Raw genomic sequence first — 14,343 nt, 5'->3', positions numbered from 1 at the left:
GCAACTTTCGCCGAAAGCGCTGCCTACAAGCAGTAACCGATGACTGCCATCGTGGAAATGGCAAGTTCTGCCTGAACCGGCAAATAGATCTACCTTTGCGCGTTCCGCCAATCGGGATGGGACCACATCTGCATGTTTTCTGCGCGCGGCAGGCTCTTGCCCAGAATATGATCGGCGATCTTCTCCCCCACCATGATCGACGGCGCATTGAGATTGCCGTTGGTGATCTGCGGGAAGATCGAGCTGTCGGCGACACGCAAGCCCTCCACGCCGATCACCCGGCCTTGCGGGTCCACAACCGCGAAAGGATCGTCTGCATCGCCCATCTTGCAGGTGCCGCACGGGTGATAGGCGCTTTCCACGTTCTCGCGCAGGAAATCGTCCAGAGCCTCGTCGCTTTGCGCATCGTCTCCGGGTTGGATTTCCTTGCCGCGATACGGGTCAAAAGCAGGCTGGGCGAAAATCTCGCGCGTCAGGCGGACCGCCTTGCGGAAATCATCCCAATCCTCCGGCGCGCTCATATAGTTGAAGCGCACCGATGGCTTTGCATCCGCATCCGGGCCGGAAAGCGTGACCGTACCGCGCGAGGGCGAGCGCATCGGCCCCACATGGGCCTGAAACCCATGGCCCTCGGCAGCCGCATGCCCGTCATAGCGCACCGCCATGGGCAGGAAGTGGAACTGGATATCGGGATAGGAGACCCCGGCTGCGGACCGGATGAAACCACAGCTTTCAAACTGGTTGGACGCGCCGATGCCGGTTCGGGCAAAGAGCCATTGCGCCCCCACCTTCGCCTTGCCGATCAGGTTCCAGTATTTGAAAAGCGTGATCGGCTGGATGCAGGCTTGCTGGACATAGACCTCCAGATGATCCTGAAGGTTGAGCCCCACACCCGGCCGGTGCACCAGCGGCTCGATGCCATTGCGCTTCAGCTCCTCCACATTGCCGATGCCCGACTGCATGAGGAGCTTCGGCGAATTGATCGCAGACGCCGCAAGGATCACGTCCCTTTCCGCCCGGACGCAGTGGATACCATTGCCTTTGGCATATTCGATGCCGACAGCGCGCGTGCCCTCCATGATCACCCGGCGCACCAGCGCGCGGGAGATGACGGTCAGGTTCTTGCGAGAGAGGTTCGGCTTCAGATAGGCGTCGTAGGCGGACCAGCGCTTGCCCTTCCAGACAGTCATCTCCATCGCGCCAAAGCCTTCCTGGCGCGCGCCGTTATAGTCTTCCGTGACGCCATACCCCGCCTGTTTCCCGGCCTCGATAAAGGCGGCATGAAGCGGATTGGCCTGCGCACCGCGCGTCACATGCAGCGGGCCATCGGAACCGCGCCACCCGCTCGTTGCGCCATGGCTTGCCTCCATGCGGCGGAAATAGGGAAGCACGGATGCGAAGTCCCAGCCCTTCGCGCCCATTCGCTCCCAGGTGTCGAAATCCGCCTGATGCCCGCGCACATAGACCATGCCGTTGATGGAGGAAGACCCGCCCAGCACCTTTCCGCGCGGGGTCTTGAGCACCCGCCCGGCCAAATGCGGCTCCGGCTCGCTCTCAAAACCCCAGTCATAGATCTTCATGCCCATCGGATAGGAAAGAGCCGCTGGCATCTGGATGAAGGGGCCGATATCTGTTCCCCCATATTCAACCACCAGCACCGCGTTCTTCGGGTCCTCGCTCAGCCGCGCCGCAAGCGCGCAACCGGCCGACCCGGCGCCGACGACGATGTAATCGTAGCTGTTCACATGTTCCTCCCAGGCACGCCGCCCATCTCCCTCGCCTCCGCCAGCCGGGCGGCCTCGACTTGCCGCTCCACATAATCCTCCACGAGGCGGATGGCGGAGCGGGCATCCGACACCCCCCTGGCGAGCGCGCGCTGCAACCACAAGCCGTCGATCAGGGCCGCCGTGCCTTCCGCTGCCCGCCGCGCAGCCGCACGTCGGCGCCCGGTTTGCGGCTCCTGCCCTGTCAAAAGCACGTGGAATTCATGCGTCAGGTTGGAGATCAGCCGCCGGTGATAGACCCGTAGGAGACGCTGTGTCTCCGGATCGGTCTGGGCCTGCAGATAGAAGGCGAGCCAGGCGGAAACGACCTGCGCCTGAAACTGGTCCGGCGAGAAGCTCGCCCCGATTACCGCCGAGATTCTCGCCCGCGGATCCTGCGCCGTCTTGCGCCGCGCCTTCAGTTCTGCTGCCAGATCAACCAGCAAATGCCCCATCGTCGCCGTCAGAAGCGCCTTCTTGGAGCCGAAATAATGCAGCGCCAACCCGCCGGAGACGCCTGCCCGGCGCGCGATATCCGCCACCGTCGCGTCGCAAAATCCCCGCTCGTGGATCGCCTCCACCGTGGCCGAGATCAATGCACGTCGCCGTGCGCCTTCCATTCCGATTTTTGGCATGACGATTTTCCCAAGGCTTTCTGGAGCGTATTTTTTATTGAATGTTCAATCAATAAAAATTGCATCGCCCCGGCATTGGTGCTTAACTGCTGCCAGTCGCCGCTCGGGCTGACGGGTTTCGCACGTCCTCGGACATCCAAGATGTCCTTGAGAGACAGCCCTGTCCCCCTTGTGGCGGAGTGACCGAGGTCTGACGGGACACCCCGCTAGCCTGCCATGTCGCGATGAGGCCCTGCCGTGAGGCGAGTCTTTCGAGGCGGGCACATTTGCCGGATCTCGGGCACGAAGGCATAGCGCAGAGCCTTTTTGGTTTGGTGGACACGCCGATTCCGGTGGATACACTGACATCGGAGAGCTTTGCCCGCGGCTATGGCGTCCAAACCGCTTGTGCGCGCGCGCTTAAACGCGCAATCTCAGCCCGCCCCTATTTTTGCCGGTCGCAATCGGCCTGAACGGGGAAACCGCTGAGGGGGACTTTTTGCCAAAGTCCGCTTTCGTTGCATTGCCTCAGGCGCCTTGCCGGCCTGCCGGAGCATCAGCGTTTCATCCCTTGGCGTCCCAGATCCCGCGTCGGCGCGCGGGGCCAATCCCATACGCGTTGCGCTTGGCAGCGCAAAGCCGCCCGCCCCTGCGCGCCGCGAATGCGCCGCCAGCCTGCGGGCAAGAGACAGCTGGCTGAGAGCAGGCAGCCCGGAGCGAAGAGACCCGACGCGCGACAAGGCGTGAGACCAGGAAGTCCCGCATGTCGCGACCAGACCGGACCCAATCGAAAAGCAACCGAGGAGATGTCATCGATGCAGACCCAGACGAGCCAAGCCGCCAATCAGGCCCGCGGACAAACGACCGTGCGAACTTTCACCAGAACGGTCTCCGCCCTGGCCACGGCAGCGGCACTCTGTGTGGGACTGGTCGGCTCCGCCTCCGCCGCCAATGACGCCTGCAAGGCCGTGCGCTTCTCCGATGTTGGCTGGACCGACATCACCGCCACCACGGCAACCGCCTCCACCGTTCTGGAAGCCATGGGCTACGAGCCGGACGTCAAGCTCCTCTCCCTGCCGGTGACCTACGCATCCTTGAAGAACAAGGACATCGACGTCTTCCTCGGCACCTGGATGCCGACCATGGAGGCCGATATCGCGCCCTATCGCGAGGAAGGCTCGGTTGAGATCGTGCGCACCAATCTGGAAGGCGCGAAATACACGCTCGCCGTTCCCAAATACACCTACGACAAGGGCCTCAAATCCTTCCAGGACATCGCCAAGTTCGCCGATGATCTGGACGGCAAGATCTACGCCATCGAGCCGGGCAATGACGGCAACCGGCTGATCCTCAGCATGATCGAGAGCGATCAGTTCGGCCTGTCTGCGCTGAGCATGGTTGAATCTTCCGAACAGGGCATGCTCGCGCAGGTCCGCCGCGCGGTGCGCCGCAACAAGGACATCGTGTTCCTGGGGTGGGAACCGCACCCGATGAACTCCAACTTCGAGCTGGAATATCTCTCCGGCGGCGATGAGGTCTTTGGGCCGAACTTTGGTGGCGCGATCGTGCAGACCAATGTGCGCGCAGGCTACATGCAGGACTGCCCAAATGTCGGCAAGTTCCTCAAGAACCTCGAATTCACGCTCAAGATGGAAAACGAGATCATGGGCGAGATCCTCGATGGCGGCAAGGATGCGGGCCCGGCGGCCAAGGAATGGCTGACCGCCAATCCCGGCGTTCTTGATGCCTGGCTCGACGGTGTGACCACCTTCGACGGCAAGGAAGCCCTTCCCGCCGTCAAGGCCGCCCTCGGCCTGTAAGGTTCAAGACATGCCGGCGCGCGCCTTTGACGGTTGCGCGCCGGTTCCGCATTTGTGGGGCCGTCCACCAGAAGGCCCGCCTTTCGACGAAGCCCAAAAGCCCGAGAAGAAGACCGAAAACGCATGAACTGGATAGCCGAGCACAAGCTGGATATCGGAACACGGGTGAGTTGGTTCGTCGACTGGCTGACCGACAATGCCTCAGGCTTCTTCGACGGGATCGCGTGGGCTCTTTCCTACCTGATCGACAAGCTGTTGCTGGTGCTGCTCGGACCACCGCCCCTGGTCGTCATCCTGGCGACGGTGGCACTTGCCTGGCTGGTGCGGCGAAACTGGAAATTCCCGCTCTTTGCCGCCATCGCCCTGCTTTTCGTTTTCAATCAGGGCTACTGGGAAGAGACCATGGAGACCCTGTCTCTGGTCATTTCCTCCTCGGTCCTGTGCATGATCGTCGGCATTCCCATCGGCATTCTGGCCGCGCGCTCCGACACGTTCTACGCGGTGCTGCGCCCGGTGCTCGACCTGATGCAGACGATCCCGACCTTCGTCTATCTGATCCCCGCGCTGATCCTCTTTGGGCTCGGCATGGTGCCGGGCCTGATCGCCACGGTGATCTTCGCCATCCCCGCCCCCATCCGGTTGACCCGGCTCGGCATTGCCTCCACGCCCAAACCGCTGATCGAGGCGGGACAGGCTTTCGGCGCCACCACCTGGCAGCTTCTGTGGAAAATCGAGATGCCCTATGCGATGCCCTCGATCATGGCGGGCCTCACCCAGACCATCATGCTGTCGCTGTCGATGGTGGTGATCGCGGCCCTTGTGGGCGCCGACGGGCTCGGCGTGCCGACGCTTCGCGCGCTCAATCAGGTCAATATCGCCAAGGGCTTCGAGGTCGGGCTCGCGATCGTCATGATCGCCATCATGCTCGACCGCTTCCTCAAGACAAGCGACGGAAAGACGGACCGCTGACATGGCCATGCAGGATTTCAACGGCGACAGCGACCCGGTCGTCAGCTTCCAGTCGGTCGATATCGTCTTCGGCACACAGCCCAAGCGCGCCCTGCCACTCATCGACGAGGGCCTGAGCCGCGACGAGATCCAGGCGCGCACCAATCAGGTCGTCGGCGTGACGGGCGCGACATTCGACGTCCACGAGGGTGAGGTTCTGGTGCTGATGGGGCTTTCCGGTTCCGGCAAGTCCACGCTTCTACGTGCCGTCAACGGATTGAACCCGGTCATCCGCGGCAAGGTTCTGGTGCGCGACGGCGACGAGCAGGTCAACCCGGCCAAGTGCTCCAGGGAGCGCCTGCGCCATCTTCGCCGCTCGCGCATCGCGATGGTTTTCCAGCAATTCGCGCTGCTGCCCTGGCGCACGGTGCTCGACAATGTCGGCTTCGCACTGGAACTGTCCGGCGTTGCACGGAAAGAGCGCGAGGAGCGCGCCCGCGCCCAGCTCGATCTGGTCGGCCTGAGCGAATGGGCCGACAATCCCGTCCATGAGCTTTCCGGCGGCATGCAGCAGCGTGTCGGCCTTGCCCGCGCCTTCGCCACCGACGCGCCGATCCTCTTGATGGACGAGCCCTTTTCCGCGCTCGACCCGCTGATCCGCGGCCGTCTTCAGGACGAGCTGCTGGAGTTTCAGGCCAAGCTCAACCGCACCATCATCTTCGTCAGCCACGATCTCGACGAGGCGGTGAAGATCGGCTCCCGCATCGCCATCATGGAAAGCGCGCGCGTGGTCCAGCTCGGCACGCCCCAGGAAATCGTGCGCAAGCCCGCGACCGGCTACGTGGCCGATTTCGTCGCCCACATGAACCCGCTCAACGTGCTGCGCGCGCGCGACGTGATGGTGGACGCGGACGGCGCGAAGCTGAACGGCAACCCCACTTGCGCCGCGCGGACGCCGGTGCGCGATCTCATCGAGATGTGCCTTGAAACCGGCGAGCCTGTCTTTGTGCGCGAAGGCGAAGAGGTTCTCGGCATGGTTCGCCAGTCCGACCTCCTGGAATGCCTGCGCCAGGACACACACCGGCAGTAGGCGCGGCGGTTCGAGTGAGCGCTTGAGGCGAGTTCGGGCAAGCGGCCCATCCTTCGAGACGCCTGCTGACACAGGCTCCTCAGGATGACGTTGTGGTTGCGGCTTGTTTCTTCAATCCGACAACGCACTCAAATCAATCCATCAACAAATTCAACGTCATCCTGAGGAGGCCGCAGGCCGTCTCGAAGGATGGCCGCAGGCTCAGCGCGCACCACCCCGACCAGCCCCTTCACCCGGCGCATCCGCGCCGACCTTTCCCAATGGGAAAGGTGACCGGGGCGAGATCTTCTTCGCCGTGATCACTGTGCGAGACCGCGCGCACGATGCGCCCCCTCTCCCAAGGGGAGAGGGTTGGGGTGAGGGGATGGGATCTCTCGTGGATACGCAACGACCCCGCCTCCTACCCGTCCTTCCAGCGCGAAACTCCCGGCACCTCGATATCGAAGAGATCCAGCGAGCGGGCCACCGTGTGCGTGACCATCTCATCCAGCGAGGTTGGCCGCGCATAGAAGGCCGGAACCGGCGGCATCACCACCGCGCCCGCCTGTGTCACCCGGCTCATCAGATCCAGATGCCCCGCATGAAGCGGCGTTTCGCGCACCATCAGCACCAGCCGTCGACGCTCCTTCAGGCACACATCCGCCGCCCGGATCATCAGGCTGTCGCAATAGGAATTGGCGACCGCGCTCAGCGTCTTGATGGAACACGGTGCAATGAGCATTCCCGCCGTACGGTAGGAGCCGGAGGCGAGCGACGCCCCGATATCGTGGAAATCATGCAGCTCGTCCGCAAGGACCTTCAGGTCGTCCCGGGTGCAGTCGGTTTCCGCGCCCATGGTCGTCAGGGCCGATGGCGAGACGACGGCGTGGGTCTCCACGCCCGGTACCTCGCGCAACAATTCCAGCGCGCGAATGCCGTAAATCGCGCCCGATGCGCCGCTGATCCCAATGATGATCCGTTTCATTCCAGAGCCTGCCGCTTGTCGTCTGACCGCCTTGATAGGGCATGACCGCGCGAACCGATACCACGGCAAAAACGACAATGCGCCCCTTGCGCGTCATGAGGCCGCAGAGGCATGAAAGACGGGATGTCGGAGCCGATCAGGCCGCCGCGATCACCTTCAGGAACGCATCCGCGTATTCCTTGAGCTTCTTCGGTCCCACGCCGTTGACCTCGCCCATCTGCGCCTCCGACATGGGCCGCGCCGTGGCCAGTTCGATCAGGGTCGCGTCGGGGAACACCACATAGGCCGGAACGCCGCGTTCGCGCGCAAGGTCCAGCCTGAGCGCCTTGAGATCTGCCAGCAATTCCTGATCGCGCGCCGACAGATCGCTTGCCGCCGCCTCCACCCGCGCCGCGCGCTTTTCCCCACGCTTCGATTTCGCGCGCGGCATCAGCACTTCCTCACGAATGGCAAAGCTCTCCTTGCCTTCGATCACCTGATCGGAGCGTGGCGTCAGTTCAAGACAGCCATAGCGCTGGATGTTGATGACGAGATAGCCCCCCGCCACCGCCTGCCGGATGAAGCCCTGCCAGAAATCCTTGGGCCGCGCCTTGCCCAGCCCGAAGACATCGAGCTTGTCATGCCCGCGTTCCGCGATTTTCTGCGTCTCCGCCCCGCGCAGAATATCGATGATATGCGAGGCCCCGAAAAACTGGCCTGTTGCCGCAATTGCCTGAAACAGCGCGCGCGCCTCGCCCGTGCCGTCAATGACCTTGGGCGGTTCAAGGCAGTTGTCGCAGTTCCCGCATGGCTCGGTCGTGTCGTCGAAATAGGCGAGCAACGCCTGTCGCCTGCACCCCGACGCCTCGCAATAGGCCAGAAGCGCGTCGAGGCGCTTGTGTTCGCGCAGCTTGTGTTCGCCGTCCTCGCCGTCATTCTCGATGAACTGACGCTGCATGCGGATATCGTCGAGCCCGTAGAGCATCAACGTCTCCGCAGGTGCCCCATCACGCCCCGCGCGCCCGATCTCCTGATAATAGGCCTCCATCGAGCCCGGCAGGTTCAGGTGGCAGACAAAACGGATATCGGGCTTGTCGATGCCCATGCCGAAGGCGATGGTGGCGACCATCACCACCCCGTCCTCGCTCATGAAGCGGTCCTGATTGAAGCGGCGCTGATCCGAAGGCTGGCCCGCATGATAGGCGATCGCCTTGACGCCCTCGCCGCACAGATAATCCGCAACCTCTTCCGTCAGCCGCCGCGACAAGCAATAGACAATGCCGGATTGCCCCTCCTTGCCGGCCAGAAACTCCGTGAGCTGCTTGCGCCAATTGGTCTTGGGCTGGACGGCGAGCGACAGATTGGGCCGGTCGAACCCATGCACGATGGTGCGGCCCTGCCCGTTGAAGAGCTTGGCGGCAATGTCGGCGCGTGTGGCGCTGTCGGCGGTCGCGGTGAAGGCGGCGATGGTGGCTTGCGGGAAATGGGTGCCAAGCTCGGCCAGCTGTTCGTATTCGGGCCGGAAGCTCGGTCCCCACTTGGAAATGCAATGCGCCTCGTCGATGACGAACAGGGCGGGCGCGATCTTGCGCATCGCCGCCAGCATGCGCGGCGTCATCAACCGTTCCGGCGAGAGATAGAGAAGCTTGGAGCGCCCGGCGGCGAAATCGCGCCATTCCTCCACATTGTGTTCGCGCGGACGGCCCGAGTGGATCGCCGCCACGTTGACACCATTGGCGCGCAGCGCCGCCGCCTGATCGTCGATCAGCGCCACCAGCGGGGAGATCACGACGGTGGCATACGCGCTCAGGATCGCCGGGATCTGGTAGCAGAGCGACTTGCCCGCGCCCGTCGGCATGACGGCAAGCGTGCTGGTTCCCTCACACAAGAGATCGATGATCTCGCGCTGGCCGGGGCGGAACGCCTGGTAGCCGAAGACATCGTGCAGAACGTCAAGCGGACCGCGAAAGCGCATCAATTCCGGCGCAGACCCCGCATCATGTGCCTGACCATCCTGCAAAACCTGCCCGCTGCCGTCCACGCCGCGCTGTCCCTCATTCGTCCGGATCGCCGATTGCGCGAAGCAATCGCCCTCCCCGCCTATCCTGTTCGCTCGTCCGGTGCAATCGTTCACATCCCCCTTCAGCCCCGCCCATGTGGGCCGGGAGATGCCCCATGGCATCGCGCCACAGCTTCCCCATCTTGCTTTCTGTTCGACAGGGCCCGATAACCTCGCAGGCGCGTTTCGCCCGCACACCCTTCAGCAACAAGACCTTTTCGACGGAGATCCTGTCCCGGTGCCGACCTCGTTCTTTGCCAGACTTGGCCAGGGTTTTCTGGACCGCCCCCTTCGCGGCCTTGTCGCTCTCTGCCTCGCCCAGATCGTTCTGTGGAGCCTGCTTCCCGCCGCCACCAGCCGCGCACCGACGCTTGATGTGGTGGAAATGCTGTCCTGGGGCGAACACTGGCAGCTCGGCTATTACAAGCACCCGCCGCTGCCCGCATGGATCGCGGAAGCCGCACGGCTCCTCACCGGCGAACCGATCCTCGGCCCGATGGTTGCCAGCCAGCTTCTCGTGGCACTCACCTTTGTTTTTGTCTTCGCGCTGGGAAAGCGCCTGCTCGGCGCGCGCGATGCCTTTCTCGGCACCGCGCTTGCGACCGGCGTCTACTATTTTTCGTGGCCGACGCCGGAACTGAACCACAACGTGATCCAGATGCCGATCTGGGCCGCCTGCTTCTGGCTCTTCGCCCTGATCCGCGAAAACCCGCGTCGCCTCCTGCCATGGCTCGGCCTGGGCCTTGCCGCCGGAATTGGCGTCTATGCGAAATACTCCGTCGTGGTACTTTATGCGCTGCTGGGCGTGTGGATGCTGATCCACCCCAGGATCCGCCCCGCCCTGCTGACCAAGGCCCCGTGGCTGTGCGCCGTGGTTGTCCTCATCGTCGCCGCCCCGCATCTGGTCTGGCTCATCCAGACCAACTTCATGCCCATCACCTATTTCCAGGCCCGCAGCCAGGCAGCTGGCGGCTCGCCCTGGCGGCCCATCGGGTTTCTTCTGGCCCAACTGGCCGATCATGCCCCCATGCTGTTGCCGCTGTTGCTGGCCTTCCTGCCGTGGTCACGCCGCAAGGTGGAAAGCCCCGCCGATCCCGCGCCTGCCGAGCCCCGCGCCCCCGCTTCGCGCGATGCAATCCGCTTTCTCGCCGTCGCCACCCTTGCCCCCGCCCTGCTGACCGCAGCCCTTGCCGCCCTTCTGGGGGCCGGGCTCAAGGACATGTGGGGCGCACCAATGTTCACAACTTCCGGGCTTTTCGTCGTCGCCCTTCTGTCCCGCAGCCTGGACGATGACCGCGCCCGCCGTCTTCTCGCCGGGGCGGCCATTCTGATCGTCGTGCTGCCCATCGCCTATGCGGCACAGATCCCCGTGGCCGATGCGTTGGGAAAAAAGCCGCCGCGCAATGGCGCCCCCATGGCCGCCATGACCGGGTCCGTCACCGCCGCCTGGCGTGCAGCGACCGGCAAGCCCCTGCGTTATGTGGGCGGCCAGACCTGGCTCGCCGGTCTCGTCGCCGTGGGCAGCGCCGACCGTCCTGCCATGGTCGCCGACCGCGACCTTGCCTATTCGCCCTGGGTCAGCCAGGCGGATCTGGCCCGCGACGGCCTTCTTGTGGTCAGCTTCGCGGACAAGCCCGCCGATCCACAGCCCGGCCTCCAACTGGGCTCTTCCGGCACCATCGACGTGCCCTGGTCAGGGCCGCGGCCGCTCGTGCTGCACTATGCGATCTACCCGCCGCAACCCCGTCTCGCCCCGTGAGCCCGGACGCGCCTGCCATGCGACGTCTCTCTTGAGGTGATTCCGGCCCGGCTCCCCGCTTTCGGCCGTCTCCCGCAGCGCGTTGAAAGGTCTGCGCCCCGCGTGGTCCGGCGCAGCAGCCCCGTTTGCCCGCTCATGTACAGGCAACGATATCGCTGCGTCACTTTCGCGATTTTGAAGGAATTGCAGGGTTCCGGCCATGATTCAGGTTTACCGCCTCCCCTTCCACGGGCTATAGCCGAAGGCATCAGCGCCGCGGGAGATCCTCGCCGTGCGCATGAACCATTGGTTGAATCCGAATATCGACCACGGCTGTTCCTGCGCAATCCGGACACTCCGGTTCCCCCTACGGTGCGATAAAAACGATGCTCCAATGGGAAGGAACTGCCAGCATGAAACTCAGTCTTCGCAAGACCCTGATGTGCGCAGCAACGGCCGCAATGGCTTTTGCGGCATTTTCGTCGGTCTCCGCCACCGCAGCTGACAAGATCCGCGTCGGCACGATCCGCCTGATTTCCCATTCCGCGAGCTATGTCGCCTTTGAGCGCGGCTATTTTGCCGAGCAGGGGCTCGACGTCGAATACAAGTTCTTCCAGGCCGCCCAGCCGATGGCGGTCGCCATTGCTTCCGGCGACGTGGACTTCGGCCTGACAGCCATTTCCGGCGGCCTGCTGGGCCTTGCCGACAAGGGCGCGGTCAAGGTCATCGGTGGCGCGCTGCACGAAGAGCCGGGCATCGACGGCCAGATCATCATCGCGTCCAACAAGGCCTATGAGGAGGGCGTCACCGAGCCGTCCAAGCTCAAGGGCCGCACCTTCGGCATCACGCAGGCCGGATCCTCCTTCCACTACATGGCGAGCCGCATCGCCGCCAAGGAAGGCTTCACGCTCAATGAGCTGAAGGTGAAGCCGCTGCAGAAGGTCGGCGCGATCATCGGCGCGCTCACCTCCGGCCAGATCGACGCCTGGTCCATTCAGCCCCACATTGCCAAGGCGCTGGTGGAAGCCGGTTCGGCCAAGAAGATCGGCATGGTTTCCGACTACATCCCGGACTACCAGGTCACCACGATCTTCACCTCCACCGATATTGCCGAGAACAAGCCCGATCTCGTCAAGCGCTTCCTTGCCGCCTATTCCAAGGGCGCGGCCGACTTCAACGCCGCCCTGGTCGACAAGACCGAAGGCGAGGAAGGCCAGATCGCGATGGCCAAGCTCATCCACAAATACGTCTATGTCGACCGGCCGTTCGAAAAGGCCTCCAAGTCGATCATCAGCGGTGCGATGCGTCTGAACCAGAACGCCAAGCTGGACCTGTCCAGCGTCGAGAACCAGCTGGACTGGTTCAAGGCGGAAGGCCTGTCTCCCGAAGGCCTGACGATTGACGACCTCGTCAACAAGAGCTTCGTGGAAATCTACTGAGCCGAAAGCCTGACGCCGGCCCCACGCCATCGCGGGCCGGCCCTCAGCACAGAACAACGCCAGATCCGAAACGGTCCGAAGGCCGGCCCCACCAACCTTGGGGCCGTCCCGGCGGTCTTTCCCCGCGAAAGGCGGCCTCGCCGTTTCTGCCTAGACACAGTTCTCCCCGTTACCGTCGCCGTATGGGCCCGGCAACGGGGATCAGGCCCCGCAGATTTCTGCCTCAGCATTGTTATGACATCTCCGCGGGGCACGCAGGAGAGAAGGTCCATGGACCTCAAGCTCGACCATATCAGCCATCACTATGGGAACACCCAGGTGCTGGACGACATTTCCCTGACCGTGAAGCGTGGCGAGATCGTCTGTTTCATTGGCCCGTCGGGCTGCGGCAAGTCCACCCTCCTTCGCTTTATCGGCGGACTGGAGAAGCCCAGCGACGGGCAGGTGCTGCAGGTCGGAGAACCGCCCGCGGCCTCGCTGAACCCGCTCACCTATATCTTTCAGGACTTCGCCCTGCTGCCCTGGCGCTCGGTGGAAGGCAACATCGCGCTGGCGCTGGAAGACCACAGACTGCCCAAGGCGGAGCAGCGCGCGATCATCGCCGATGTCCTGCGCCGTACCAATCTGTCCGATTTCGCCAAGGCCCTGCCCCGCCAGCTTTCCGGCGGCATGAAGCAGCGCGTGGCCATTGCGCGCGCCTTGTCCGTGCGCCCCGCCGTCATGCTGATGGATGAACCCCTTTCCGCGCTCGACAGCCAGACCCGCGAACTCCTGATGGATGATCTGGTGGAGTTGTGGACACGCCAGCCCTTTACCGCCTGCTATGTCACCCACAACCTCGCCGAAGCCGTCCGCCTCGGTCACCGCATCGTTGTGCTGTCGCGCAGACCGGGTCGCATTCGCGAAATCGTGAAAATCGACATGCCGCTTGCCGAGCGCAAGGATCATCTCGCCGAGCTTGAGATCAAGCAGCGCCACTTGTGGGACCTCATGCGCGAGGAAGCCCGCGCCGCCGACCGGGAGCTTGCAGATGTCTGATACGACCATGCCCAATATCGACCTGCACGAAAAATCGTCCAAACCGGCAGCTGGCGCGGAGCAGTCGGGCTCCGGCGCGCATGTGCGTCCCGTGCCCTTCCGCGGCGGCGGCTTCGTCTATCGCCCCGTGCGCTTCGTCGGACCGCTCGTCTTCCTCGTGCTTCTCGGCGTGTGGGAAGCCGGGACCCGGTCCGGCCTGATCAGCCCGCTCGTGCTGCCGACGCCCGCTGAATCCTGGCACGCCTTCGTGAACCTGGCTGAATCCGGCATGTTGTGGAAACACCTGGCCGCCTCCACCGAGCGCCTTTTCATCGGCTGGACCGTCGGCACGATTCTCGGCATTGCCGCAGGGTTGATGATCGGGCTCTTTTCCGTCGCCCGCTCCGGCTTCCAGCCGCTGGTCTCCGCCCTCTTCCCGATCCCGAAGATCGCCCTTCTGCCGCTCTTCGTCATCTGGTTCGGCATCGACGAGGGCTCCAAGAACGCCACCATCATCTTCGGCACGTTCTTCCCGACCGTGATCTCCACCTATTCCGGCGTCGACAATGTGGACCGCACCCTCATCCGCATGGGCCAGTCCTTCGGGCTGTCCTGGCTGTCCATCGTGCGCAAGATCGTCATTCCCGGCGCCATGCCCGCGATCCTGTCGGGTTTCCGCATCTCCGCCTCGATCGCCATCGTGCTGCTGGTGGCGGCGGAAATGATCGGCGCGGAATTCGGCGTCGGCGCCTATGTGCTGATGGCCGGATCCCTCATGGCCACCGACCAGCTCATCGCCGGCGTCGCCATCCTGTCGGTCATGGGCCTGATCATCGCCTGGGCCATCGGCCTGGCGGAAAAATACTTCCTGCGCTGGCGGACCTGACGGGTCGCCCGCACCGCGACAGGTTC

At 63.8% G+C, this 14,343-nt stretch carries 11 protein-coding genes; 7 read left to right on the top strand and 4 right to left on the bottom strand.

What is annotated here, in order from left to right:
• Window positions 1-89: 89 nt before the first annotated feature.
• Window positions 90-1,745: a choline dehydrogenase gene (betA, locus tag ABGM93_RS17660; RefSeq protein WP_321501689.1), complete on the bottom strand. Its 1,656-nt coding sequence runs from the start codon at window positions 1,743-1,745 to the stop codon at window positions 90-92.
• Window positions 1,742-2,398 (bottom strand): transcriptional regulator BetI, encoded by a 657-nt coding sequence (gene betI, locus ABGM93_RS17655; RefSeq protein ID WP_321501687.1) that lies wholly within the window; start codon window positions 2,396-2,398, stop codon window positions 1,742-1,744. The genes betA and betI overlap by 4 nt, the downstream gene beginning before the upstream one ends.
• Before the next feature lie 794 nt (window positions 2,399-3,192).
• Between betI and ABGM93_RS17650 the strand changes: the two genes are divergently transcribed.
• The 3 genes from ABGM93_RS17650 (at window position 3,193) to choV (ending at window position 6,235) form a co-directional block, all read left to right on the top strand.
• Window positions 3,193-4,197: a choline ABC transporter substrate-binding protein gene (locus ABGM93_RS17650; protein ID WP_321501685.1), complete on the top strand. Its 1,005-nt coding sequence runs from the start codon at window positions 3,193-3,195 to the stop codon at window positions 4,195-4,197.
• Window positions 4,198-4,320: 123 nt separating this feature from the next.
• Window positions 4,321-5,166, top strand: coding sequence for a choline ABC transporter permease subunit (choW, locus tag ABGM93_RS17645; protein ID WP_319775188.1), 846 nt, complete (start codon window positions 4,321-4,323; stop codon window positions 5,164-5,166).
• A gap of 7 nt (window positions 5,167-5,173) precedes the next feature.
• Window positions 5,174-6,235 (top strand): choline ABC transporter ATP-binding protein, encoded by a 1,062-nt coding sequence (choV, locus tag ABGM93_RS17640; protein ID WP_321505991.1) that lies wholly within the window; start codon window positions 5,174-5,176, stop codon window positions 6,233-6,235.
• Window positions 6,236-6,635: 400 nt separating this feature from the next.
• Here choV and ABGM93_RS17635 read toward each other — a convergent pair whose 3' ends face one another.
• Both ABGM93_RS17635 and recQ read right to left on the bottom strand, forming a co-directional pair.
• Window positions 6,636-7,199 carry a UbiX family flavin prenyltransferase gene (locus ABGM93_RS17635; RefSeq protein ID WP_321501682.1) on the bottom strand — a complete coding sequence of 188 codons (564 nt, stop codon included), beginning with the start codon at window positions 7,197-7,199 and terminating at the stop codon, window positions 6,636-6,638.
• 136 nt (window positions 7,200-7,335) lie between these two features.
• On the bottom strand, window positions 7,336-9,360 hold the full coding sequence (gene recQ, locus ABGM93_RS17630) for a DNA helicase RecQ (RefSeq protein ID WP_321501680.1): 2,025 nt from the start codon (window positions 9,358-9,360) through the stop codon (window positions 7,336-7,338).
• A gap of 115 nt (window positions 9,361-9,475) precedes the next feature.
• Between recQ and ABGM93_RS17625 the strand changes: the two genes are divergently transcribed.
• The 4 genes from ABGM93_RS17625 to ABGM93_RS17610 all read left to right on the top strand — a co-directional run bounded on the left by ABGM93_RS17625 (window position 9,476) and on the right by ABGM93_RS17610 (window position 14,317).
• The gene (locus ABGM93_RS17625) at window positions 9,476-10,996 is read left to right on the top strand and encodes a glycosyltransferase family 39 protein (protein WP_321501678.1); all 1,521 of its coding nucleotides are present in this window, start codon (window positions 9,476-9,478) and stop codon (window positions 10,994-10,996) included.
• Between the two features lie 392 nt (window positions 10,997-11,388).
• Window positions 11,389-12,414, top strand: a complete 1,026-nt coding sequence (locus tag ABGM93_RS17620; RefSeq protein ID WP_321501676.1) for an ABC transporter substrate-binding protein — start codon at window positions 11,389-11,391, stop codon at window positions 12,412-12,414.
• A 270-nt stretch (window positions 12,415-12,684) separates the two neighbouring features.
• A complete protein-coding gene (locus ABGM93_RS17615) occupies window positions 12,685-13,452 on the top strand; it encodes an ABC transporter ATP-binding protein (protein ID WP_319775183.1) in 768 nt (255 codons plus the stop codon).
• The gene (locus ABGM93_RS17610) at window positions 13,445-14,317 is read left to right on the top strand and encodes an ABC transporter permease (protein WP_321501673.1); all 873 of its coding nucleotides are present in this window, start codon (window positions 13,445-13,447) and stop codon (window positions 14,315-14,317) included. Before ABGM93_RS17615 ends, ABGM93_RS17610 begins: the two co-directional genes overlap by 8 nt.
• Window positions 14,318-14,343: the final 26 nt, after the last annotated feature.

Source organism: Breoghania sp., assembly GCF_963674635.1.
Lineage (GTDB): Bacteria > Pseudomonadota > Alphaproteobacteria > Rhizobiales > Stappiaceae > Breoghania.
This window is presented reverse-complemented; position numbering and strand designations above follow the sequence as displayed.

Excerpts from the sequence above, each read along its gene's own strand:
- betI (WP_321501687.1), bottom strand. The coding sequence starts at position 2,398 with ATGCCAAAAATCGGAATGGAAGGCGCACGGCGACGTGCATTGATCTCG.
- ABGM93_RS17650 (WP_321501685.1), top strand. The coding sequence starts at position 3,193 with ATGCAGACCCAGACGAGCCAAGCCGCCAATCAGGCCCGCGGACAAACG.
- choW (WP_319775188.1), top strand. The coding sequence starts at position 4,321 with ATGAACTGGATAGCCGAGCACAAGCTGGATATCGGAACACGGGTGAGT.
- choV (WP_321505991.1), top strand. The coding sequence starts at position 5,174 with ATGCAGGATTTCAACGGCGACAGCGACCCGGTCGTCAGCTTCCAGTCG.
- ABGM93_RS17635 (WP_321501682.1), bottom strand. The coding sequence starts at position 7,199 with ATGAAACGGATCATCATTGGGATCAGCGGCGCATCGGGCGCGATTTAC.
- recQ (WP_321501680.1), bottom strand. The coding sequence starts at position 9,360 with ATGCCATGGGGCATCTCCCGGCCCACATGGGCGGGGCTGAAGGGGGAT.
- ABGM93_RS17620 (WP_321501676.1), top strand. The coding sequence starts at position 11,389 with ATGAAACTCAGTCTTCGCAAGACCCTGATGTGCGCAGCAACGGCCGCA.
- ABGM93_RS17615 (WP_319775183.1), top strand. The coding sequence starts at position 12,685 with ATGGACCTCAAGCTCGACCATATCAGCCATCACTATGGGAACACCCAG.
- ABGM93_RS17610 (WP_321501673.1), top strand. The coding sequence starts at position 13,445 with ATGTCTGATACGACCATGCCCAATATCGACCTGCACGAAAAATCGTCC.